General features: G+C 64.5%; 17 protein-coding genes and 1 pseudogene. 10 read left to right on the plus strand and 8 right to left on the minus strand.

Going from position 1 to position 20,933, the window contains the following annotated elements; all coding sequences use genetic code 11:
- Nucleotides 1–167: 167 nt before the first annotated feature.
- Nucleotides 168–2,477: an NADP-dependent malic enzyme gene (locus EAV90_RS06495; protein WP_129142912.1), complete on the minus strand. Its 2,310-nt coding sequence runs from the start codon at nucleotides 2,475–2,477 to the stop codon at nucleotides 168–170.
- 246 nt (nucleotides 2,478–2,723) lie between these two features.
- On the opposite strand from EAV90_RS06495, the gene EAV90_RS06500 reads away from it, so the two are divergent.
- Complete coding sequence (locus EAV90_RS06500; RefSeq protein WP_245509464.1) at nucleotides 2,724–4,052, plus strand: hypothetical protein; 1,329 nt, start codon at nucleotides 2,724–2,726, stop codon at nucleotides 4,050–4,052.
- A complete protein-coding gene (locus EAV90_RS40390) occupies nucleotides 3,950–4,693 on the plus strand; it encodes a hypothetical protein (RefSeq protein WP_245509465.1) in 744 nt (247 codons plus the stop codon). The genes EAV90_RS06500 and EAV90_RS40390 overlap by 103 nt, the downstream gene beginning before the upstream one ends.
- A 183-nt stretch (nucleotides 4,694–4,876) precedes the next feature.
- Here the strand turns inward: EAV90_RS40390 and aspS are convergent, their stop codons facing one another.
- Nucleotides 4,877–6,649 (minus strand): aspartate--tRNA ligase, encoded by a 1,773-nt coding sequence (gene aspS / locus EAV90_RS06505; protein ID WP_129142913.1) that lies wholly within the window; start codon nucleotides 6,647–6,649, stop codon nucleotides 4,877–4,879.
- 196 nt (nucleotides 6,650–6,845) lie between these two features.
- Between aspS and EAV90_RS06510 the strand changes: the two genes are divergently transcribed.
- The 5 genes and pseudogenes from EAV90_RS06510 (at nucleotide 6,846) to EAV90_RS41420 (ending at nucleotide 12,535) form a co-directional block, all read left to right on the plus strand.
- Nucleotides 6,846–8,318 (plus strand): protein adenylyltransferase SelO, encoded by a 1,473-nt coding sequence (locus tag EAV90_RS06510; protein WP_129142914.1) that lies wholly within the window; start codon nucleotides 6,846–6,848, stop codon nucleotides 8,316–8,318.
- 203 nt (nucleotides 8,319–8,521) lie between these two features.
- Entirely contained in the window at nucleotides 8,522–9,373 is an 852-nt protein-coding gene (locus EAV90_RS06515; protein ID WP_129142915.1) for a phosphodiesterase, read from the plus strand.
- A 1-nt stretch (nucleotide 9,374) separates the two neighbouring features.
- On the plus strand, nucleotides 9,375–10,325 hold the full coding sequence (locus EAV90_RS06520; RefSeq protein WP_164936809.1) for a carbohydrate ABC transporter permease: 951 nt from the start codon (nucleotides 9,375–9,377) through the stop codon (nucleotides 10,323–10,325).
- Nucleotides 10,322–11,191, plus strand: coding sequence for a carbohydrate ABC transporter permease (locus tag EAV90_RS06525; protein ID WP_129142917.1), 870 nt, complete (start codon nucleotides 10,322–10,324; stop codon nucleotides 11,189–11,191). Before EAV90_RS06520 ends, EAV90_RS06525 begins: the two co-directional genes overlap by 4 nt.
- 10 nt (nucleotides 11,192–11,201) lie before the next feature.
- A pseudogene (locus tag EAV90_RS41420) lies at nucleotides 11,202–12,535 on the plus strand (ABC transporter substrate-binding protein).
- A 79-nt stretch (nucleotides 12,536–12,614) separates the two neighbouring features.
- On the opposite strand, the gene EAV90_RS06535 reads toward EAV90_RS41420, so the two are convergent.
- Nucleotides 12,615–13,604 (minus strand): zinc-dependent alcohol dehydrogenase family protein, encoded by a 990-nt coding sequence (locus tag EAV90_RS06535; RefSeq protein WP_129142918.1) that lies wholly within the window; start codon nucleotides 13,602–13,604, stop codon nucleotides 12,615–12,617.
- Nucleotides 13,605–13,707: 103 nt separating this feature from the next.
- On the opposite strand from EAV90_RS06535, the gene EAV90_RS06540 reads away from it, so the two are divergent.
- A complete protein-coding gene (locus EAV90_RS06540; protein WP_129142919.1) occupies nucleotides 13,708–14,607 on the plus strand; it encodes a LysR family transcriptional regulator in 900 nt (299 codons plus the stop codon).
- 353 nt (nucleotides 14,608–14,960) lie between these two features.
- Nucleotides 14,961–16,109 (plus strand): ribonuclease D, encoded by a 1,149-nt coding sequence (rnd, locus tag EAV90_RS06545; protein ID WP_122403542.1) that lies wholly within the window; start codon nucleotides 14,961–14,963, stop codon nucleotides 16,107–16,109.
- Nucleotides 16,110–16,206: 97 nt separating this feature from the next.
- Here rnd and EAV90_RS06550 read toward each other — a convergent pair whose 3' ends face one another.
- From EAV90_RS06550 to EAV90_RS06565, 5 genes are all read right to left on the minus strand, one after another.
- Nucleotides 16,207–17,589 (minus strand): aspartate aminotransferase family protein, encoded by a 1,383-nt coding sequence (locus tag EAV90_RS06550; RefSeq protein WP_129142920.1) that lies wholly within the window; start codon nucleotides 17,587–17,589, stop codon nucleotides 16,207–16,209.
- 211 nt (nucleotides 17,590–17,800) lie between these two features.
- Nucleotides 17,801–17,971 (minus strand): hypothetical protein, encoded by a 171-nt coding sequence (locus tag EAV90_RS39325; protein WP_164936810.1) that lies wholly within the window; start codon nucleotides 17,969–17,971, stop codon nucleotides 17,801–17,803.
- 30 nt (nucleotides 17,972–18,001) lie between these two features.
- Nucleotides 18,002–18,565, minus strand: a complete 564-nt coding sequence (locus tag EAV90_RS06555; protein ID WP_122403544.1) for an isochorismatase family protein — start codon at nucleotides 18,563–18,565, stop codon at nucleotides 18,002–18,004.
- A gap of 25 nt (nucleotides 18,566–18,590) precedes the next feature.
- Nucleotides 18,591–19,211, minus strand: a complete 621-nt coding sequence (locus tag EAV90_RS06560) for a GNAT family N-acetyltransferase (RefSeq protein WP_018645421.1) — start codon at nucleotides 19,209–19,211, stop codon at nucleotides 18,591–18,593.
- Nucleotides 19,198–19,815 (minus strand): hypothetical protein, encoded by a 618-nt coding sequence (locus EAV90_RS06565; protein ID WP_164936811.1) that lies wholly within the window; start codon nucleotides 19,813–19,815, stop codon nucleotides 19,198–19,200. Before EAV90_RS06565 ends, EAV90_RS06560 begins: the two co-directional genes overlap by 14 nt.
- Before the next feature lie 71 nt (nucleotides 19,816–19,886).
- On the opposite strand from EAV90_RS06565, the gene EAV90_RS06570 reads away from it, so the two are divergent.
- A complete protein-coding gene (locus EAV90_RS06570; RefSeq protein WP_129142921.1) occupies nucleotides 19,887–20,927 on the plus strand; it encodes a LysR family transcriptional regulator in 1,041 nt (346 codons plus the stop codon).
- Nucleotides 20,928–20,933 lie beyond the last annotated feature (6 nt).

Genomic DNA, 20,933 nt, shown 5'->3' on the forward strand with positions numbered 1-20,933 from the left:
ACCGAGAGCGGCGCGATCGGCCGCAACGCTCTCAGCGTCATGGCCGGGCTTGACCCGGCGATTCACGACTTGCCTCGCGGGACGAAAAACGTGGATGCCCGGGACAAGCCCGGGCATGACGAGTTTGCGGAGCGAGCACCCCAAAACACCTTGAGGGGGCGAAGCAGCTACGTAAACAACGTCGGCTGCTGCCGCGCGGCGCGCTCCTGGGCTTCCACGACCGCAACCGCCGTCATGTTGAGGATGCCGCGCGCGGTGACGCCCGGCGTCAGGATGTGGGCCGGGCGCGCCGGGCCGATCAGAATCGGACCGACGGGAAGTGCGTCCGCCAGCGCCTTGATCATCTGATAGGCCACGTTGGCGGTGTCGAGGTTCGGCATGATCAGGATGTTGGCCTCCCCCTCGAGCTTGGAGTGCGGCAGCACGAGCTTGCGGGCCGCAGCCGAGAGCGCGGTGTCGCCCTGCATCTCGCCGTCGGCCTCAATCTCGGGATGCTTGTCTTTCAGGAGTTGGGTCGCCCGCCGCATCTTGCGCGAGGAGTCCGTATCGTAGCTGCCGAAATCGGAATGCGAGATGAAAGCGACCTTCGGCTTCAGGGTGAAGCGCTGCACGTGCAGGGCCGCCAGCGCCGCGATCTCGGCCAGCTCCTCCGCACTCGGATTGGGCCGCACTTGCGTGTCGGCGATGAAGAAGGCGCCCTTGCTGGTGATCAGCAGCGCCAGCGCGGCGTAATCGCTGATCCCCGGCGAGAAACCGACGATCTCGCGCACATGGCGCAGATGGCTCATATAGCGGCCCTCGACGCCGCAGAGCATGGCGTCGGCCTCGCCGCGCACCACCGCAAGCGCCGCGATAACAGTGTTGTTGGTACGCACCACCGTGCGTGCCGCATCCGGCGTCACGCCGCGACGGCCGGCGACCTCGACATAGGACTGTACGTAGGAGCGGTAGCGCGGATCGTCCTCGGGATTGACGAGGTCGAAATCCTTGCCGGCCTTGATCGAGAGTCCGAAGCGCTTGATGCGCGCCTCTACGACTGTCGGGCGGCCGACCAGGATCGGTCGCGCCAGCTTCTCCTCCAGCACCACCTGCGTGGCGCGCAGCACGCGCTCGTCCTCGCCTTCGGCATAGATCACGCGGACCGGCTGGGTCTTGGCCTTGGCGAACATCGGCTTCATGACGAGGCCGGAGCGGAAGGCGAAGCGCTCGAGCAGCGCCCTGTACTCGTCGAAATTGGTGATGGGCCGCGTCGCGACCCCCGACTCCATCGCCGCCTTCGCCACGGCCGGCGCGATGCGCAGGATCAGGCGCGGATCGAACGGGCTCGGGATCAGCGAGCCCGGACCGAAGCCCTGCGTCTCGCCGGTGTCGAAACCCTGCGCAACCGCATCCGACGGCGCCTCGCGCGCGAGCTGCGCGATGGCCTCGACGGCGGCGTGCTTCATCTCCTCGTTGATCGCGGTGGCGCCGACGTCGAGCGCGCCGCGGAAGATGAAGGGAAAGCAGAGGACGTTGTTGACCTGGTTCGGGTAGTCGGAGCGGCCGGTGCAGATCATGGCATCGGGCCGCGCCTTGCGCGCCTCTTCCGGCATGATCTCCGGCACCGGGTTGGCGAGCGCCATGATCAAGGGCTTGTCACCCATCGCCTTGGCCATCTCGGGCTTGAGCACGCCGGGTGCCGAGAGGCCGATGAAGATGTCGGCGCCGCCGATGATGTCGGCGAGCGTGCGCTTGTCGGTCTTCTGCGCATAGACCGCCTTCCAGCGGTCCATCGAGGTGTTGCGCCCCTCATGCACGAGACCGTCGATGTCGCAGACCCAGATGTTCTTGCGCTGCGCGCCCATCGACACCAACAGGTTCAGCGTGGCGATTGCGGCAGCCCCTGCTCCCGAGGCCACGATCTTGACCTCGGACAGCTTCTTGCCGTTCAGCCTGAGGCCATTGACGATGGCGGCGGCGACGATGATGGCGGTGCCGTGCTGGTCGTCGTGGAAGACCGGGATCTTCATACGCTCCTTCAAGCGCGTCTCGATCTCGAAGCATTCCGGTCCGCGGATGTCTTCCAGATTGATGCCGCCGAAGGTCGGTTCGAGCGCCGCCACCGTCTCGACCACGCGGTCGATGGTGTCGGCGGCGATCTCGATGTCGAACACGTCGATGCCGGCGAATTTCTTGAACAGGACCGCCTTGCCTTCCATCACCGGCTTGGAGGCCAGCGGGCCGATATTGCCGAGGCCGAGCACCGCGGTACCGTTCGAGACCACCGCGACCAGATTGGCGCGGGTGGTGAGCGTGGCCGCCTCGGCCGGGTTCTTGGCGATCTCGGTGCAAGCCGCGGCGACGCCCGGGGAATAGGCAAGTGCCAGGTCGCGCTGGTTCGCAAGCGGCTTGCTTGCCTGGATCTCGAGCTTTCCGGGGCGCGGCAGACGATGATAGGCCAGCGCCGCCTGGTGGAGATCATCAGAATAGGATGACATGCGGTGTCTTGCCTCGCGTTACCGGCCTCAAAATGCGTCATCCGGAGCGCCGGCCGAAGCGGACGGGATTTCCGGGTCGTGGAAACGGGATGAAGCACGGCCGAAGGCCCGGTGGCAACATCCGATTGCGGCCCCATCAACAGGGCGCACCGTCAAATATTTGAAAACCATAGCTTTCCCTGGACGGCCCGAGGTTTCGCGAATATGGCAGGTTGTGCGGTGTAAAACGAGCAACTGGAGCTGGGAATGAAGCGGATCCTGATCGGCCTGATCGTGGCAGCCGTGCTCGGAGCGGGCGGATGGTTTGGCTTCAACCTCTATGTCCAGCATCGGGCAACCAGCGAGGTCGAGGCGGCATTCGCGCAGATCCGCGCAAGTGGCGGCAAGGCGAGCCATGGCAAGATCGCCTTCGAGCTGTCGAGCCGGACGTTGACGGTCGAGGACATCAATGTCGAGCCCGCCCAGTCGCAGCTCGCCAACGTCAAGGTCGCCAAGATCGCGGCCGTCGGCGTACGCCAGCCAGATGAGAGGCATTTCTCGGCCGACAGCATTGACGTGTCCGGTGTCGAGGCCACCTTCACCTACACGGAGCCGGCGAAGCTGAAAGCGAACTACAAGATTCCGCAGATCACGGCGCGCGACTTTTCGGCTCCGATTCGTGGGGCCGAGGCGTCGCTGTCTGGCTCGATCATCGACATGTACCGCTTCATGCTGGCGCAATACGCAACCGTCTCGGCCTCGTCGATTGCGGTACCGACCGTTTCGGTCAACGTCGATGCGGGCACCGGTAATGCCGGCAGCGGCGATTATGTCTATTCGGGCCTATCGATCCAAAACGTCGACCACGGCAAGATCGAAACGGCGAAGACGGACCGCATCACCTATTCGATCGACTTGGCTCAGCCGGGCAAACCGACGAAAATGATCGGCGAGCTATCCGGCCTGGCCGCCACTGATTTCAACTCAACCGCTGTTAGGGCCGCGCTCGATCAGCAAGGGGCGAGCGACGACAGCTTCCACAGAATCTATCGACGCATCTCGGTCAACTCCTACATGGTGACGACCGCACCGGGCGTGCGCCTGCAGGTCGACGGCATCACCTTCGACGACATCGCGATCCGGCCTTCCAAATTCCGCCCGGCCGAGATAATCGCGCTGGTGCCGGCTGACGGCTCGATCCCGACGCCGGCGCAGTCGCGCGACATGATGGAGAAGGTCGCTGACTTCTTCGAGGGCTTCCAGATCGGCAAAGTCGAGATCGGCAAGCAGACAATCGAGACGCCGCAAGGAACGGGGCGGCTCGGCGCCATCAAATACGATCAAGATAACATCGTGCTGGAAGCCCTCGACATGCCGCTGCCGCAGGGGCAGCTCAAGATGGAGCGGTTCGCGCTGAAGTCCTTCAGCGCGGCCAATCTGATGCGCTGGGCGCCAGCCTCCGAACGCCCGGACAGCCGCCCTCGCCTGACCAGATGCTCGGCCTGTTCCGCGTGCTGGAAGGTGCCGAGATCAAGGGCGTGGTCTCGTCCTACAAGAATACGCGGCAGCTCGTCACCATCGACACGATCAGCATGAACTGGGGCCAGCTGGTCGGATCGATCCCGAGCAAGGCCAGTCTGGTCGTGAAGATGGTCACGCCGACCGATCCCGCCAATCCGGCCCTGCAGCCGCTGATCGTGGCAGGCGTGGACAAGCTCGCGATCGACCTCGATCTCGGCGCGGCTTGGACGGAATCGTCGGGCGCGTTCGCACTCGCACCCGCCACGCTCGATCTCGGCAACCTCGCCAGGGCGCAGCTGAGAGTGGCGCTTGCCAAGGTGCCGCGCGACCTCTTCACCACGACGGACCGGTCCGAGGCGATGGCTCAGTTGGTCGAGGTCGAGACCGGCGCCATCGAGCTCTCGTTGGGCGATCGCGGCGTGGTTGATCTGGTCGTGGCCCAGTTCGCGCGCATGCAGAATGTCAGCCGCGACGCCGCGCGCGGCGCCATCGTCGCGATGATCCGTGCGCAGGGCGAGAAGATCGCGGGGGCCAATGGCGACGCGAGAATGGCGGTCGATGCGCTCGCTGGTTTCGTAGAGGCGTCAGGCCAAACGCTGAGCGTCAAGCTGATGCCCCGAGCCAAGGTCCCTCTGATGCAATTGATGCAGCTGTCGCAAAGCGACCCCGAGAGCGCGCTGGCGCAGTTCAGGATCGAAGCCTCGACGGGGCTGTAGGACTTTTTTGCTGCGAAATTGGGCGGCAGCTGCCTGGCTAAAATCCCTCCCCGTCATTGCGAGCGCAGCGAAAGCAATCCAGAGTCCCTCCGCGGAAAGATTCTGGATTGCTTCTCTGCGCTCGCAATGACGCGTGGAGAGAGCGCGCCTCTCTCCAGATGCGGGGAGAGGCGAAGAGCCACATCACTTCTGCGGCAGGTTCACCCGCACATGCAGCTCGCGGAGCTGTTTTGTCGTGGCTTCCGACGGCGCGCCCATCAGCAGGTCCATGGCCTGCTGATTCATGGGGAATAGCGAGATCTCGCGCAAGTTCGTGGTACCGCAGAGCAGCATCACGATGCGGTCGACGCCTGCGGCCATGCCGCCATGCGGCGGGGCACCGTACTGGAAGGCGCGATACATGCCACCGAAACGCTCGACCACTTCCTGCTCGCCGTAACCTGCGATCTCGAACGCTTTCACCATGGCTTCCGGCACGTGGTTGCGGATGCCGCCCGAGGCGATCTCGTAGCCGTTGCAGGTGATGTCGTACTGGAACGCCTTGATGGTCAGCGGATCCTGCGACTTCAGCGCCTCCAGGCCGCCCTGCGGCATCGAGAACGGGTTGTGCGAGAAGTCGACCTTCTTGTCGTCCTCGTTGTACTCGTACATCGGGAAGTCGACGATCCAGGCGAGCTCGAACCGCTCCTTATCGGTGAGGTTCAACTCCTCGCCGACCTTGTTGCGGGCGAGCCCCGAAAACTTCCAGAACTTGTCGGGATCGCCGGCGACGAAGAAGGCGGCATCGCCCTCCTTCACGCCGAGCTGCGCGCGGATCGCAGCGGTGCGCTCGGGCCCGATGTTGTTCGCGAGGGGGCCTGCGCCCTCGCCGCCCTCGCGCCACATGATGTAGCCGAGGCCGGGCTGGCCCTCGCCTTGCGCCCACGAATTCATGCGGTCGCAGAACGCGCGGCTGCCGCCACCAGCTGCGGGAATCGCCCACACCTGGTTCTTGGGATCTTCGAGCATGCGCGCGAACACCTTGAAGCCGCTTCCGCGGAAGTGCTCGGAGACGTCCTGCATCTCGATGGGGTTGCGCAGGTCCGGCTTGTCGCTGCCGTATTTGCGCAGCGCCTCCGCAAACGGAATCCGACGCCAGCCCTTCGTCACCGGCTTGCCCTTGGCGAACTCCTCGAACACGCCGGTGATCACAGGCTCCATCGCCGCAAACACGTCTTCCTGAGTGACAAAGCTCATCTCGACGTCGAGCTGGTAGAACTCGCCCGGCAGGCGGTCGGCGCGCGGGTCCTCGTCGCGGAAGCACGGCGCGATCTGGAAGTAGCGGTCGAAGCCCGACATCATCAAGAGCTGCTTGTACTGCTGCGGCGCCTGCGGCAGCGCGTAGAACTTGCCGGGATGGATGCGCGATGGCACCAGGAAGTCGCGCGCGCCTTCCGGCGAGGATGCAGTCAGGATCGGGGTGTTGAACTCGAAGAAGCCCTGCTCTTCCATGCGGCGGCGCATCGACTTGATGATCGCGACGCGGGTCATGATGTTCTGGTGCAGCTTCTCGCGGCGCAGGTCGAGGAAGCGATACTTCAGGCGGATGTCTTCGGGATATTCCTGGTCGCCGAACACCGGCAGCGGCAGGTCGCCGGCCGGGCCCAGCACCTCGATCTCGCTGACATAGACCTCGACCTTGCCGGTCGGCAGGTCGTCATTGTCGGTGCCGTCGGGGCGGCGGCGGACCTTGCCGTCCATCTTGACCACGAATTCCGAGCGGAGCTTTTCGGCCAGCGAGAATGCCGGCGAGTCCGGATCGACCACACACTGGGTCAGGCCGTAATGGTCGCGAAGATCGATGAACAGCACGCCGCCATGGTCGCGCACGCGATGGACCCAGCCCGAGAGCCGGATGGTCTCGCCGATGTTGCTCTCGCGGAGCGCGCCGCATGTATGTGACCGGTAGCGATGCATGGTCGTCCCAAAATCAATGTCGGAGGAAGCGAATCGGGCGGCCTGTCATGGCCAGTCCGAAGTTGCGGCAGGGTTTACCCGACGAGACCCAAGGCGGCAACCAAGGGAACGCCCTGATTGGGGCCTGAGGTGCCCATTTTTGGCCGATCAGGGCACAAGCCTTTGCCATCGGGCGTTCCAGCCCTATCTTGAGGCCATGACGGTCCATTTCCCCTTCCAGAACTCCTATTCGGCGCTGCCGGACAGCTTCTTTGCCCGCGTCGCGCCGACCCCCGTGGCCGCGCCCCGGCTGATCAAGCTGAACCGGCCGCTGGCGATCCAGCTCGGGCTGGATCCTGACGTGCTGGAGACCCCGGAAGGTGCCGAGATCCTGGCCGGCAAGACGGTTCCCGCGGGCGCCGATCCCATCGCCATGGCCTATGCCGGCCATCAGTTCGGGCATTTCGTCCCCCAGCTCGGCGACGGCCGAGCGATCCTGCTCGGCGAGGTCATCGACAAGGACGGCGTCCGCCGCGACATCCAGCTCAAGGGATCTGGCCCTACCCCGTTCTCCCGCCGCGGCGACGGCCGCGCCGCGCTTGGACCGGTCTTGCGCGAATACATCGTCAGCGAAGCGATGTTCGCATTGGGCATCCCGACCACCCGCTCGCTCGCCGCCGTCGTCACCGGCGAACACGTCATCCGCGAGACTGCACTGCCGGGCGCGGTGCTGACGCGCGTCGCCTCCAGCCATATCCGCGTCGGCACCTTCCAGTTCTTCGCCGTCCGCCGCGACACCGATGCGATCCGCCGTCTCGCCGATCACGTCATTACCCGGCATTACCCGGAGCTGCTGCATGCGGAGCGGCCCTATCACGCCCTGCTCGCTGCCGTCGTCGCACGACAGGCCGAGCTGATCGCGCGCTGGCTGCTGGTCGGCTTCATCCATGGCGTCATGAACACCGACAACACGTCCATATCAGGCGAGACCATCGATTACGGCCCCTGCGCCTTCATGGATGCCTACAACCCCGCGCAGGTCTTTTCCTCGATCGACGAGATGGGCCGCTACGCCTATGCCAACCAGCCGCGCATCGGCTTGTGGAATCTGACACGCCTCGCCGAATGCCTGCTGCCGCTTTTCTCGGACGAGCAGGAGAAGGCGGTCGCGGAAGCACAGGAGATCCTCGGCGCATTCTCGGATCAGTTCAGCAACGCCTATCAGGCAGGCCTGCGCAAGAAGGTCGGCCTGTTCACGGAGCGCGACGGCGACGATGCGCTGATCCAGGACCTGTTAGATGCCATGGCGAAGAACCAGGCCGACTTCACCCTCACCTTCCGCAAGCTGGGCGATGCCGCCGCTGATGACGCCGCCGACGTGCGCGCGCAGTTTCTGGAGCCCGCAGCATTCGACGAATGGGCCGGCCGCTGGCGCGCGCGCGTCGCGCTGGAGCAGCAAGACCCAGCCGAGCGGCAGGCCGCCATGCACGCCGTCAACCCGATGTTCATCCCGCGCAACCACCGCGTCGAGACCGTGATCCAGGCCGCCGTCAACGACGACGACTACGCCCCGTTCGAGGAACTGGTGAAGGTGCTGGCGAAGCCGTATGAGGACCAGCCGGAGCATGCGGCCTACGCCGATCCGCCGCTGCCGGACCAACGCGTGCTGCAGACGTTCTGCGGGACGTGAGCTCGCCCGACCACGCACCACCTCTAATTGCTTCACTTTGTGGATAGCGCCTTGCGCTGGTCCATTCCTCTGCGGCGGGCGCTGTGGACGCGTCCCACCTTCGGGAACCGCTGTCATCAAACTGAAACACACGCGCTCTAACGGGCTGGCAGCGCCGTCTTGCCGGAGGCGCCCATCCTCCAACCGTCCCGACACAGCGCGCCATGCCTTTCAAATTCATCCACCTCACCGACACGCACCTGGCGAACCCCGGCTTGACGCTCTACGGCCTCGATCCGCGCGCCCGGCTGGATGCGGCGATTGCCGACATCAACAAGCATCAGTCCGACGCTGCGTTTGCGGTCGTGACCGGCGACCTCACCCATTGGGGCGAGGCTGAGTCCTACGCCAACTTCGCCGAGGCGATGGCGGCGCTGAAGATTCCCTACATCGCAATGGTCGGTAATCACGACCGTCGCGTCACCTGCCTCGACGCGCTGAAAGCCGCGCCGCGCGATGCCAACGGCTTCGTGCAGGGTACGCGCACCACCGAGCACGGCCTGTTCGTGTTCCTGGACACGCTGGACGAGACCAGCCACGCCGGCGAGATGTGCGCAAAGCGCCTCAGCTGGCTGGAGAGCACGCTCGCCGCCGCGCCCGCCGACCAAGAGTTCGTCGTGTTCATGCATCATCCGCCCTTCCCGGTCGGGGTCCACGCCATGGACGAGATCGCGCTGAAGCAGAGCGCCGAATTCGCGGACGTCATCGCGCCCTACCGCGCGCGCATCCGGCACCTCTTCTTCGGCCATGTGCACCGGCCGATTTTCGGCAGCTACGGCAAGATCCCGTTCTCGACGCTGCGCGGCACCAATCACCAGGTCTGGTTCGAGCTCGACGCTGCCGCCACCGAGCACCTCGCCAGCCACGAGCCGCCGGCCTATGGCGTGGTGCTGATCGACCAGGAGAACCTGGTCGTGCACAGCCACGATTTCCTCGACCAAAGTCTGCGCTTCCCCTTCGAGCCACCGGCGGGAGTGGACGGCCGCGACTATGCGCTCAATTTTCGGGCGCCATGAGATGAGCTTCGCTGAACCCGCGGCTCTCCCGGTCGCGACGTCGGCGGCACCGCGTCTGCACGTCCTGAAGCGCTTCACGAGCAGCTTCAAAGCCTCGCTGCCCGCCTATCTGCTGCTGCTGCCCTCGCTGATCTTCCTCGCGCTGTTCACCTATGGCGCGATGGGGCGCGTCGTGATCGACGCGCTCTATCAGCGCGCGACGCCGAAGGCGCCGGTGCGTTTCGTCGGCCTCGACAATATCAGCGCAGTCCTCGCCGACCCCGCCTTCACCGGCGCGGTCGTCAACAACCTGATCTACGCCGTCGGCACGGCGGTGCCGAGCATCGCCCTTGCGCTGTTGTTCGCGCTGGCGCTGGCACGCACCCATGCCGTGAACAGCGCGCTGCGCGCCGCGCTGTTCCTGCCGGTGCTGATCCCGATGGTCGCGGCATCAGCACTGTTCCTGTTCATCTTCCTGCCGAATGTCGGCCTGCTCGACTACTATATCGGCCGGCTGCTGCCGGTGCTGCCGAACTGGCTCGGCGACCCCGATATCGCGCTCTACGCGATCATGATCATCACGATCTGGAAGAACGCCGGCTATTACATGCTGTTCTTCCTCGCCGGCCTTCAGGCCGTGCCCGAGGACGTGATGGAGGCCGCACATCTCGACGGCGCCGGGCCTTACATGCGCCTGCGCCACATCATCCTGCCGGAGCTCAAGCCCACCTTCCTGTTCGTCACCGTCATCGCGATCCTCAACGCCGTGACGCAGGTCGACCACGTCTTCGTCATGACCCAGGGCGGGCCATCCAATTCGACCAATCTCGTGCTGTTCTACATCTACCAGCAGGCGGTCGAGCATTACGACATCGGCAAGGCCTCGGCGGCAACGCTGCTGACCCTCGCCGCACTGATGGGGCTCACCGCACTGTCCTTCCGCACCATGGCGAACCGGGAGGGCGGGCCATGAAGCTGATCGACAGGCTCTACAAGGACGCCCCGCTCGCCACCCGAGGCGAGATCACGCCCAAGCTCGGCTTTGCGCTGACCGTGCTGCTCGCGATCGTCTGGTTGATCCCGTTCCTGTGGATGGTCGTGGCGACGCTGCGCCCCGCCTCCGACGGCATCAACGCCATGGCCGAACTGATGCCGAGCCTGAAGCCCACGCTCGACAATGTCAGGGACGCCTGGGAGATCGGCGATTTCCCGCGCTACACGATCAACACCACGATCATCTGCACTGGCATCTTGCTGGTGCAGTTCGTCACGATCACGCTCGCGGGCTTTGCCTTCGCGCGCCTGGATTTCGCCGGCAAGACGCTGATCTTCTACCTGTTCCTGATGCAGCTGATGCTGGTGCCGGTGCTCCTGATCGTGCCGAACCTGTCGCTGGTCGCGCAGCTCGGCCTCTATGACACGCTGACCGGCGTGATGATGCCGTTCTTCGCCTCCGCCTTCGGCACCTTCCTGATGCGCCAGGCTTTCGAGGCGATCCCGACCGAGCTGGAAGACGCAGCCCTGATCGACGGCGCCAGCCTGCTCCAGCGCATCCGCCACATCTACGTGCCGCTGTCGATGCCGAGCTTCTCCGCGTTCGCCATCATCTCCGTGACCAGCCACTGGAACGACTTCCTGTGGCCGCTGATGGTGATCAACTCGCCGGACAAGCGGCCGCTCACGGTCGGCCTCTCCGTGTTCACCAAGACCGCCGAAGGCACGCAAGCCTGGGGCACCATCGCCGCAGGCACGCTCATGGTGGTCGCGCCGCTGCTCGTCGTCTTCCTGATCTTCCAGAAGCGCTTCATCAGCTCCTTCGTCACCTCAGGCATCAAATAGGAGATTTCCGATGCTGTTCTCCCGCAGGCTCATGCTCGGCCTTGCCGTGGCAGGCTCACTGGCAGGCGCCGTCGCCTTCCCGGCCCTCGCCGGCGAAGGCCCGACCGAGATCGATCTGTTCTTCCCCGTCCCCGTCGACGGCAAGCTCGCCCGCGACATGGGCACCCTGATCAAGGAGTTCAACGAGACCCATCACGACGTCAAGGCGACCGCAGTCTACACCGGCTCCTATGACGACACGCTGATCAAGACGCGTGCCGCGATCAAGGCCGGCAAGCCGCCGGCCGCCGTGATCATGTCGGCAAACTTCCTGCTCGACATGCAGATCGAGAACCAGCTCACCAATCTCGACGGCCTGATCGCCGCCGACGGCACCACCAAGGAGAAGTTCCTGGGCCAGTTCTTCCCGGCGCTGCAGGGCAACGCGGTGATCAACCGCTCGGTTTACGGCGTGCCGTTCCACAATTCGACGCCGCTGCTCTACATCAATGCCGACAAGGCCAAGGAAGCCGGCCTCGATCCGGACAAGCCGCCGCAGACCTGGGCCGAGCTCACCGACTGGGCCAAGAAGCTCACCAAGCGCGATGGTGACAAGGTGACCCAATGGGGCGTCGCGATCCCCTGCGCCTACGACTATTGCGGCTGGATGATGGAAACGCTCACCATGAGCAACGGCGGGCGCTACTACAACGAGGAGTTCGGCGGCGAGGTCTATTACGACACGCCCTCGATGCTAGGGCGCTCACCTGGTGGAACGACCTCATCGCCAAGCACAAGGTGCATCCGCCCGGCGCGACGCCCGGGCCTGCCGTCAGCACCTCCTTCATATCGGGCAATGCCGCGATGATGATGCTGTCGACGGGCTCGCTCACTTACGTGCGCGACAACGCCAAATTCGCCTACAAGGTCGCCTTCATCCCGCGCAACGTCCGCAACGCCGTGCCGATCGGCGGCGCCTCGCTGATCATGCCGGCTGGGCTCGAAGCCGACAAGCAGAAGGCGGCCTGGACGCTGATCAAGTGGATGACCTCGCCCGAGAAGAGCGGCTGGTGGAGCCGCGCCACCGGCTACTTCGCGCCCAACGTGGCCGCCTACAAGACGCCCGAGATGGTCGAATTCCTGGGCAAGAACCCGGACGCCAAGACCGCCGTCGAGCAGCTCGAGGTCGCAAAGCCGTGGTTCGCGACCTACAAGACGGTCCCGGTGCGCAAGAACCTCGAGGACGAGGTGATGCTGGTGCTGAACGGCAAGAAGCAGCCGAAGGAAGCCCTCGCCGCCGCGCAGAAGGCCGCAGACGAGACACTCAGGCCGTACAACGCAGAGACCTCGCTGAAGCTGCCGTAAGGCCGGCTGCCCGTGGCACAAACAAACTTCGGCGCTCCGTCATGCGGGGCGCCGAATGCGTTTTTGAGAACGCGCGTGATTAGATCATTACCACGATCTTGCCGAACTGATTGTTCGATTCCAGGAAGCGATGCGCCTCGACGATGTCCTCGAAGCGAAACGTCCTGGCGATGATCGGCTTCAATGTGCGGTCAGACAACCCGTCGACAATGAACGCCTTTGCCTTCGCAAGGCGCGCGGGATCGCGGACGATCTCGTGCACGAGATAGCCGCGCAGCGTCAGGCTCTTGCCGAGTACGTTGGAGAGCGGGAACGGCGTCGGCGCGGGACTCAGGCCGCCATACTCGATCAGGATCCCGCCCGGCGACATGGCCGCGGTCAGTGGCTCGAATGCGGGACCACCGACGGCATCAAATACCACGCGGACGCCCTTCGAACCGGCGATCTCCAGCAGTCGCGCTCCGACAAGCTCCTCGTCCGAGGCAACAACGTGGGCGGCGCGGGCATCAAGCAGGGCCCGCCGCTTGATCGAGGTCCGCGTCAGGGCAACCGGGACAGCGCCGATCCGGTTCGCAATCTGGATTGCCGCGAGCCCGACGCTGCTCGATGCCGCCGTGATGGCAACGATGTCCCCTGGCCCAAGTCCGGCGATGTCGACCAGCGCGCCATAAGCCGTCAGATATTGCATCCACACCGCGGCCGCAGCCTCGAAGCCAAGCTCGGGCGGATGCTTCACGATGAGTTCGGCCGGAAAGGTCGCGAGCTCGGCGTAGGCTGGCCATCGCACCATCGAAAGCGGCGGGACGATGCTCACGACATCGCCTGGCACAAAACCGGTCACATCATCCCCGACCGCTTCGACGACGCCTGCCGCCTCCAGACCCAGCCCCGACGGAAATGTCGCGCTCTCGATATAGGTCCCTCTTCGCAACAGGGCTTCGGCACGGTTGAGACCGAGTGCTCTGACCCGGATCTGCACCTCGCACGTTGCCGGCGACGGGACGTCGACGGTCTCGATGCGCAGCACTTCGGGACCACCATGCTGATGAAAGCGAACGGCGCGGGCCATGGATGCACCCCAAAACAGTTGAACTGAATGGAGCTATGCCGGCCCGGAGCAAGCGGATAAATCGCTTAGCCAAGTGAACAGTCGAAACCAGGAGTTTTCAATCATGGACCGCCTGACCAGCATGGCCGTATTCGTTAGGGCCGTCGATCTCGGCTCGTTCGCGGCTGCCGCCGACGCCTTGGAGATGTCGGGGCCGATGGTCGGAAAGCATGTGCGCTTTCTCGAAGACCGCCTCGGCGTTCGCCTGCTCAACCGCACCACGCGGCGGCAGAGCCTGACCGAGGCCGGCCAGGCCTATTACGAGCGCTGCCGCGCCGTACTCGCCGAGGCGGACGCCGCCGACACCGTCGTATCCGACGCGCGCTCCGAGCCGCGCGGCAGGCTGCGCGTGACCATGCCTGCCCTGCTCGGACGGCATTGCATCGCGCCCTTGCTGATGAAGCTCGCGCGAAAATACCCGCATCTCGAACTCGACCTCTCTTTCGGCGATCCGATCGCTGACATCATCGAGGCCGGCTATGATCTTGCAATCCGGACCGGCGATCTCGACGACCAGTCCGGCCTGATTGCGCGGCGGATCGCAAGCCAGCGCATGGTGGTGTGCGGCGCGCGCTCGTATTTGCGCAACCACGGCAGGCCGAAATCGATCGACGATCTCGCCGCGCATCAGGCGATCATCTATCGCCGCTCGGGGCGCGTCCGGCCGTGGCTGTTTCCGCAGGAAGGCGGGCCGCCGCGCGAGATCATGCCTGCAGGCAGGCTGAGGCTCGACGATCTGGAGGCGATCGCCGATGCCGCCGTGCAGGGCATGGGCCTCGCCTGGCTGCCCTACTGGCTGGTCCGCGAGCGCCTCGACACTGGCGCACTGGTCCGTCTCTGCAGCGATCAGCCGGAATTCCTCTACGAGTGCCACGCGCTGTGGCCCCGTTCGCCTCGGCTGCCGCCAAAGGTCCGCACCGCCGTGGACACTCTGGCTGCGGCTCTGCCGAAGCTGATGACGTGACGGTCACCCTTTCCGGCATTAACCCCTCGTCCACCATCCGGCGGCCGACACGGCCGGTAACTACGAGAATTAACAGACCCTCAACATACCCCCGACAAATCTATCAATGTTTCTGGAGATTTCGCCGTGGATCTGTTGGTTTTCGAGTTCCTGGGACTGGCTCTGGTCGCCATGTGCGTGATCGTGGTGGCGCTGCCCTGCGCGCGAAAACCCTCGCAGCGGGTCCGTTACGAATAGGAATTTGGTCGGAAAGTCCCGGTTCCGGTCGGATGCAAGGCTTGAATTCGCTTAGAGCCCCTTGACATCACAGCACTTTCGGCAGAACGGCTGATATCAAGTGTCATGGGCCGTTCATGGATTTGATTACCACCACCGCTGACCTCGCGGCTGCCTGCAGCCGGCTGGCCAAGCACCCCGTCATAACAGTCGATACCGAGTTCCTGCGCGAGACCACCTATTACCCGCTGCTATGCGTGGTGCAGATGGCCAGCGCCGAGGAAGCCGTCGTCATCGACGCCCTGGCCGAGGGCATCGATCTCAAGCCGTTCTTCGAGCTGATGGGCAATGAGGGCGTGCTGAAGGTGTTTCACGCCGCCCGCCAGGACATCGAGATCATCTGGCATCAGGCGGGCATCATCCCGCATCCGGTGTTCGACACCCAGGTTGCCGCGATGGTGCTCGGCTACGGCGACAGCATCGCCTATGACGCGCTGGTCGAGAAGGTCACCGGCCACCGCCCGGACAAGACTCATCGCTTCACCGACTGGTCGCGCCGGCCGCTGACCAAGGAGCAGATGCATTACGCGGTGTCCGACGTCACGCACTTGCGCGACGTGTTCGCGGCGCTCGATGCCGATCTCAAGAAGCGCCGCCGCAGCGAATGGGTCTCGATCGAGATGGAGGTCCTGACCTCGCCCCGCACCTATGATTTCCACCCCGAGCGCGCCTGGGAGCGGCTGAAGACGCGGGTGCGCAAGCCCAAGGACCTCGCGGTGCTGATGGAGGTCGCGGCCTGGCGCGAGCAGGAGGCGCAGAGCCGCGACGTGCCGCGCGGCCGCGTGCTGCGCGACGAAGCCATCACCGACATCGCGACCCACGCGCCGACCACGCTGGAGAAGCTCGCGCATCTGCGCTCGGTGCCGAAGGGATTCGAGAAATCCAAATGGGGCGCGGACATCGTTGCCGCAGTCGAGCGCGGGCTGGCGCGGGATTTCTCGAAGCTGCCGAAGCTGGAGAAACCGCGCAACAACTCCAACGGCGCCGCCATCGTCGAGCTCTTGAAGGTCTTGCTGCGGATGACCGCCGAGCGCCATGCGGTCGCAAGCAAGGTGATCGCGACCGTCGACGATCTCGAAGAGATCGCGGCGGACGATGAGGCGGACGTGCCGGCCTTGCACGGCTGGCGCCGCGAGCTGTTCGGAGACGCCGCGCTGAAGCTGAAGCGCGGCGAGCTGGCGCTTGCGATCGAGAAAGGCCGCGTGATCGGGGTGCAGCGGGCGTAGGGCTCGCCGCCTCCACATCGTCATTGCGAGCCAACGGGGCCGCGCTTCGCGCGGACCCGTTGGCTCGCAATGACGGAATTTGACGCGATAGCGTGCCCTACGCCGGTGTCAGCTTCGCCACTTCCGCCTTCATGTCGTTCAGCACGCCTGAGATCGCAGCGACCAGCTCATCGATCTGGGCCTTGGTCGTGATCAGCGGCGGGCAGATGGCGATGGCATCCAGCATGTTGCGCGAGATCACGCCGCGCTCCTGGAGCATGCGGCTGGCGATGCCGCCGACAGCACCGGGTGTCGCCGCTGCGGTCTTGCGTTCCTTGTCGAGCACGAGCTCGAGCGCTGCGATCATGCCGACGCCGCGGACCTCGCCGACCAGCGGATGACTGGCGAGCTCGCGCAGCTTGCCCTGCATGTAGCCGCCGAGCTCGGCCGCATGCGCGACCAGGCCGCGCTCCTCGATGATCTTGAGGTTTTCGAGCGCGATCGCCGCGCCGACGGGATGGCCGCCCGCGGTGAAGCCGTGGCCGAGCACGCCGATCTTGTTGCTCTCGTCCGCGATCGGCTCGAACATGCGATCGTTCAGCATGATCGCCGACAGCGGGAAATAGCTCGAGGTGATCTGCTTGGAGACCACCATGGCGTCCGGCTTGATGCCATAGGTGTCGCAGCCGAACATCTTGCCGGTGCGGCCGAAGCCGCAGATCACCTCGTCGGCGACCAGCAGGATGTCATACTTCTTGAGCACCTTCTGGATCTTGTCCCAATAAGTCGCCGGCGGCACGATGACGCCGCCAGCCCCCATCACCGGCTCACCGAAGAAGGCCGCGATCGTATCCGGTCCCTCCTTCTGGATCAGGGCGTCGAGCTCCTCGGCCCGGCGCGTCGCGAACGCCTCCTCGCTCTCGCCGGGCGCGCCGTCCTTGTAGAAGTGCGGCGAGCCCGTATGCAGGATGTTCGGCAGCGGCAGGTCGAACGAGCGATGGTTGTTCGGCAGGCCGGTGAGGCTGGCCGACGCAATGGTGACGCCGTGATAGGCGCGCAGGCGGCTGATCACCTTCTTGCGCTGAGGCTGGCCGAGCGCATTGGAACGATAGGCGATCAGCTTCAGCACGGTGTCGTTGGCTTCCGAGCCGGAATTGGTGAAGAACACCTTGCTCATCGTGACAGGCGCGAGCGCGACCAGCTTCTCCGCGAGGTCGATCGAGGGCCCGTGCGATTTGGCGGAGAACGTGTGGTAGAACGGCAACGCCTGCATCTGCCTGTACGCCGCCTCGACCAGCCGCTTCTCGTTGAATCCGAGCCCAACGCTCCACAGGCCGGCCATTGCTTCGAAATAGCGCTTGCCCGTCGCGTCGAAGACATAAGGCCCCTCGCCGCGCTCGATCACCAGGGGACCGGCCTGCTGATGCGTGCGCGCATTGGTGTAGGGATGGAGCTGGTAGGCCACATCCCGGGCCTCTTGCGAATTGGGCAGCATGGACATTTGCGAGATCCTTAAAAGCGTCACGTCGCAGGCATAGCCGGCGTCATCACTCGATGATCAAGATACTTGGCTCAAGATACTTGGCTCAAGATACTTGGCTCAAGATACTTGGCTATTGCGACAGCGCAGAACTTGCAACGTCAATGTGCCGGCAGCAAGCGCTCAGCAGCGTTGCACAAAGCAGCACGTGACAATTGCGCTGGCTCAGCCCTCACGCCGCGCCGTGGTCGTCCCCATCGTCGCTGGCGGCAGCGGCCTCCCTCACCTCCACCAGCGCCATCGAGAGCAAATAGACTGTCGTAGGCAGCCCAAGCCTGCGCGCTCTCTCGGCGGCACGCGACAGATCGCCCGCCAGCTCCTTGAGCTCGTCTCCCCGTGACAATCTCTCACCCCATCCGCCGGTTGCGGCCGCCTACACCGCAACGGCGCCGCTGGCTTTGATCAGCTCGGCGCAGGATCGGATTGTAGCAAAATTCGCGATGACATTCACTACGGCACGCCTGTAGGCGGCGGCATCGTCTGCGCCCGGCTGCCGGCAAGCCACGGCGTCAGTGACCACCTGGTAGCGATGACTGCGGTGAAACCCGTCGACGGCGGTGGCCAGGATGGTCTCGTCCAGGGAAAAGCCGATCAGAATGCACTGCGTGGCGCGGATACTGGACATATAGTCTACAAACCGCGACGAGCTGTAGGCGGACGGCAGCGGGTGCTCGAACGTCATCTCTCCGGGCCGCGGCTTGGTCTGTGCGATCCAATCGGTCAGTCTGGACGCCGGATTGAACCAGGCCGCCTGCGCGATGCGCTTCAGATGCATCACTGGCCACAGATTGCCGCGCCACAGCGTCAGGAGTTCCAGGCAACGCGCCGTCGCCGCATCACCGTCGAGGATGACGTGGCGGCGACCGGGGGTCAGGTACTCGACCTGAAGATCCGCGCAGACCAGGATCGGCGGATCATCGTGGATGGAAGCCAGCATTTTGTTGCGCGCAGCTGCATCCGTTTCAGCGATCGGCGAGTGCGAGGTCCCGCAGCGGCGAGGTCACCGCCCGCCCCGCTGAGGCGTCGAGCACGCCCGGCCGGTCCCAATCGCCCTCGGGACGGATGATCACGTAAGGGTCGCTGTCCAACGTGATGGCGTCCGGCCCGGGCTCGATCTCGAGCAGCATCTCCGTGTAGGAGAAATCCGAGAAGGTGATCTTGCGGTTGTGACCGAGCGGCTTGGCGCCGAAATGGGCCCAGAAATCGACCAGCCGGTCCTGCGCCTGACCATAGATCTTGCGAAAGCCCTTGCGCTTCACATAGTCGACGCTCGCCTGTACCAGCTTGAAGGAGACGCGCGAACGCCGGTATTGGTGCCGCACCGCGAGCCGCTCGACCTTGGCGAAATCGCCGAAGAAGCGGACCCGCAGGCAGCCTGCAGGCTCGTTGCCGACGTAGCCGATGAAATGCGCGGCGACCATGTCGTTGCCGTCGAACTCCTCCTCGAACGGACAATCCTGCTCGGCAAGATAGACCGCCGAGCGAATGGCGGTGACCAGCATGAGATCGCTGGGATCGCGCGCGAGGCGGATGGTGATGGCGCGGGAGTCGGGTTTGGCGAGGGGAATCCTAGTGCCGTGCATCTGCAAAGCTCCTTGCTTGGATGATCGCGCCGGGCACGCGCATCGGCTGCCGATGCCACGGGCGCTCGTAGCACCAAAGGTCGGGTTGGAAACTCGGCACAGGCGTAAAGCCTGTCGCTTTCATGATTTCGCGTCCGGCCACCGTTGACGGCTGCGCATAGCAATCCGCGCTGCGAAACCTTATCTGGCGCAGGTGAGCCGCGGCCTTGCCGAGACCGGCGATGCCGCGGCCGGTCGCCGCGATCGCCCAGATGTAGATGGCAGCGACGTCTTCGTTCGCCGACGCGAGATAACGCGTCTCGGGCGCGGTGAGGCAGATCTCATCGAGCAGCAGCGCATCGTGTCCGCGGTCGTTGAGAAACAGGAAGGCCATGCCGCCGACGAGTCTACCTTTCCGGCTGAACGTCAGAATACTCTGAGGATCGAGAGTGAAGTATCTCGCAAGCTCCACTGCGCCGATCTGCACGCCCGGCACGAGCCGGTACGCCATCTCCGAAAGCGCCGCAATTTCGGAAAATTGCGCACAGCGGACGTCGACTTCCGGGCTCAGCGGCAAGGCATCGAAATCATGCCTTGCGGCAAACGAGCCCCTTTCCATACTCATATCACGCCTCTATCGTTCGAGGCTTTCATGCCCCGCTATGCCCATGAGCTTAGCGGCTGGGGACCAGGAGTATGCAGCAGTTATTGCACCGGGGTGCTGCGATCATGCAGCACCGTGAAGAAGCCCTAGGCGCGTCCTGGGACGATTTGAAGCTGTTTTTAGCGTGCGCGAAATATAAAAGTTTTCGTAATGCCGCCGAAGAACTCGGGCTCACCTCCACCACTCTGATGCGCCGCATCGACCGGCTCGAAGAGAGCATCGGGTGCAAGCTGTTCCTGCGCGACCAGAGCGGACTGACGCTCAGCGATGAAGGCACCGCGATGATCGCCGACGTCACGCATATGGAGCGTCATGCCTTCAACGTTTTCCGCCGCGCCTCGCGATCGTCGAACGACACTTCGGGCACCGTGCGCGTCGCGGTGACGGAAGGGCCCGGCAATTTCTGGATCCTGCCGCGACTGATCGATTTCCAGAAGACCTACCGCAAGATCACCGTCGACCTTCGCTGCGCGATGGAGCAGGCTGACGTCGCGCGGCTCGAATCCGATATCGCGATCCAGCTCGAGACGCCGACCAATCCCGATCTGATTGTCGCCAAGCTCGGCCGCCTCCACATCTATCCCTTCGTCTCCAAGGAGTACGAAAGCCTCTACGGTGTGCCGGCAACGCTCGCCGAATTGAAGAACCACCGCATCATCAAGCAGAGCGCGCCGCAAGTCGACGACGGCGCCTATGCCCGCGTGCTCGGATTGCAATCGCTGGAAGGCATCGTTGGGATCAAGACCAACTCCTCGGTCGGCGTGCTCTATGCGGTGGAGCGCGGCGCCGGAATCGGCTTCCTGCCCACGGCGTCGATCGCGCTCGGTGCGCCGCTCGTTGCCGTCGATCTCGGCGTCAGCCACCACGCCGATCTCTGGCTCACCTATCACAAGGAGTTCCGCACTTCCGAGCGGCACAAGATCGTGGTCGACTGGCTGAAGAAGATCTTCGATGCCAGGACCTATCCCTGCTTCCGCGACGAGTTCATCCATCCGAAGGCGCTGGTGCCGATGATGACGGCCGCGCGCGAGGGCTTTGGATTGGCTGGCTATGTCGCGGCAACGCCGACGTGAGCGCGG

The sequence above is a fragment of the Bradyrhizobium vignae genome, assembly GCF_004114425.1.
Classification (GTDB): Bacteria; Pseudomonadota; Alphaproteobacteria; order Rhizobiales; family Xanthobacteraceae; genus Bradyrhizobium; species Bradyrhizobium vignae.

Coding starts and splice junctions, on each gene's coding strand:
- EAV90_RS06555 (WP_122403544.1), bottom strand. CDS start 18,565: ATGCTGGCTTCCATCCACGATGATCCGCCGATCCTGGTCTGCGCGGAT.
- EAV90_RS06520 (WP_164936809.1), top strand. CDS start 9,375: ATGAGCTTCGCTGAACCCGCGGCTCTCCCGGTCGCGACGTCGGCGGCA.
- EAV90_RS06500 (WP_245509464.1), top strand. CDS start 2,724: ATGAAGCGGATCCTGATCGGCCTGATCGTGGCAGCCGTGCTCGGAGCG.
- EAV90_RS06495 (WP_129142912.1), bottom strand. CDS start 2,477: ATGTCATCCTATTCTGATGATCTCCACCAGGCGGCGCTGGCCTATCAT.
- EAV90_RS06510 (WP_129142914.1), top strand. CDS start 6,846: ATGACGGTCCATTTCCCCTTCCAGAACTCCTATTCGGCGCTGCCGGAC.
- EAV90_RS06515 (WP_129142915.1), top strand. CDS start 8,522: ATGCCTTTCAAATTCATCCACCTCACCGACACGCACCTGGCGAACCCC.
- EAV90_RS06550 (WP_129142920.1), bottom strand. CDS start 17,589: ATGTCCATGCTGCCCAATTCGCAAGAGGCCCGGGATGTGGCCTACCAG.
- rnd (WP_122403542.1), top strand. CDS start 14,961: ATGGATTTGATTACCACCACCGCTGACCTCGCGGCTGCCTGCAGCCGG.
- EAV90_RS06525 (WP_129142917.1), top strand. CDS start 10,322: ATGAAGCTGATCGACAGGCTCTACAAGGACGCCCCGCTCGCCACCCGA.
- EAV90_RS06565 (WP_164936811.1), bottom strand. CDS start 19,815: ATGAGTATGGAAAGGGGCTCGTTTGCCGCAAGGCATGATTTCGATGCC.
- EAV90_RS40390 (WP_245509465.1), top strand. CDS start 3,950: ATGCTCGGCCTGTTCCGCGTGCTGGAAGGTGCCGAGATCAAGGGCGTG.
- aspS (WP_129142913.1), bottom strand. CDS start 6,649: ATGCATCGCTACCGGTCACATACATGCGGCGCGCTCCGCGAGAGCAAC.
- EAV90_RS06535 (WP_129142918.1), bottom strand. CDS start 13,604: ATGGCCCGCGCCGTTCGCTTTCATCAGCATGGTGGTCCCGAAGTGCTG.
- EAV90_RS06560 (WP_018645421.1), bottom strand. CDS start 19,211: ATGCACGGCACTAGGATTCCCCTCGCCAAACCCGACTCCCGCGCCATC.
- EAV90_RS06570 (WP_129142921.1), top strand. CDS start 19,887: ATGCAGCAGTTATTGCACCGGGGTGCTGCGATCATGCAGCACCGTGAA.
- EAV90_RS06540 (WP_129142919.1), top strand. CDS start 13,708: ATGGACCGCCTGACCAGCATGGCCGTATTCGTTAGGGCCGTCGATCTC.